The organism is Frankia sp. AgKG'84/4 (assembly GCF_023242965.2).
Classification (GTDB): Bacteria; Actinomycetota; Actinomycetes; order Frankiales; family Frankiaceae; genus Frankia.
In genome coordinates this window covers 1-823 of sequence record NZ_JALKFU020000906.1, presented here as the reverse complement: position 1 = coordinate 823, position 823 = coordinate 1, and the positions used below count along the sequence as shown (strand labels likewise).

Below are 823 nucleotides of genomic sequence, written 5' to 3'. Positions count from 1 at the left end.
GATCAGCGGCGAGCGGATGTCACCGACGCCCACGCCGGAACCGCCCGTACCGAGCCCGCCGAGGCCGCCGCCGACGTCCACTCCATCGACGGTGGTCGGAAACGCGGTGCTGGGCAGCGCGGCGCCGGACAGGTCGGGCAACGCGGCGCCCACTCCGCCGCCACCGCCGGTCAGGCCGCTGCCGGGGGCGAGCAGGCCGGCCTGTCGCAGCACGGCCGACTCGGCGGGGGTGAGCGGGATCCCGTCGAGCTGGCCGGTGCGGCCCAGGTCCGCGAGCTGCGCGGGGCTCAGGTCGCCGAGGGAGTTGATGCCCTCGGCACTCGGGCCGAGCAGGCCGTCGTGGCGCAGCTGGTCGAGCTGGGCGCCGGTGACCGGGGTGTTGTCCAGAGCGCCGGCGGAGTCCAGTGCGGCGAGCTGCGCGGGGCTGAGGTCGCCGAGGTCGTTGAGCGCGCCGCTGGTCGGACCGAGCAGACCGGCCTTGCCCAGGGTCGACAGGTCGCCCTGGGAGAGCGGGACGTTGTCGAGCAGGCCGTCACGTTGCAGGGTGTCGAGCTGCTGGGGGCTCAGATCGCCGAGGGTGGCGCCGGGTGAGGCGGCCATGCCGGCCTCGCGCAGCGCCGCCTGCTGTTGCGGGGTGAGCGCGAGGCCGTCGAGCGCCCCGGCCTGCTGCAGTGTGCTGAGCTGCTGCGGGCTGAGGTCCCCCAGGGTCTTCGGCGTCGTATCGTCCCCGCCGAGACCGCCCAGACCGTTCAGGCCCCCGCCGCCGGAGAGCCCGCCGAGGCCGCCGGACGCGCCACCGCCGCCCGCCGGCACGGCGCCGCCC

1 pseudogene is annotated in these 823 nt (G+C 76.7%); it reads right to left on the bottom strand.

The features are described 5' to 3' along the window. Positions 1-823, bottom strand: a pseudogene (locus tag MXD58_RS25945) (hypothetical protein); the annotation flags it as partial.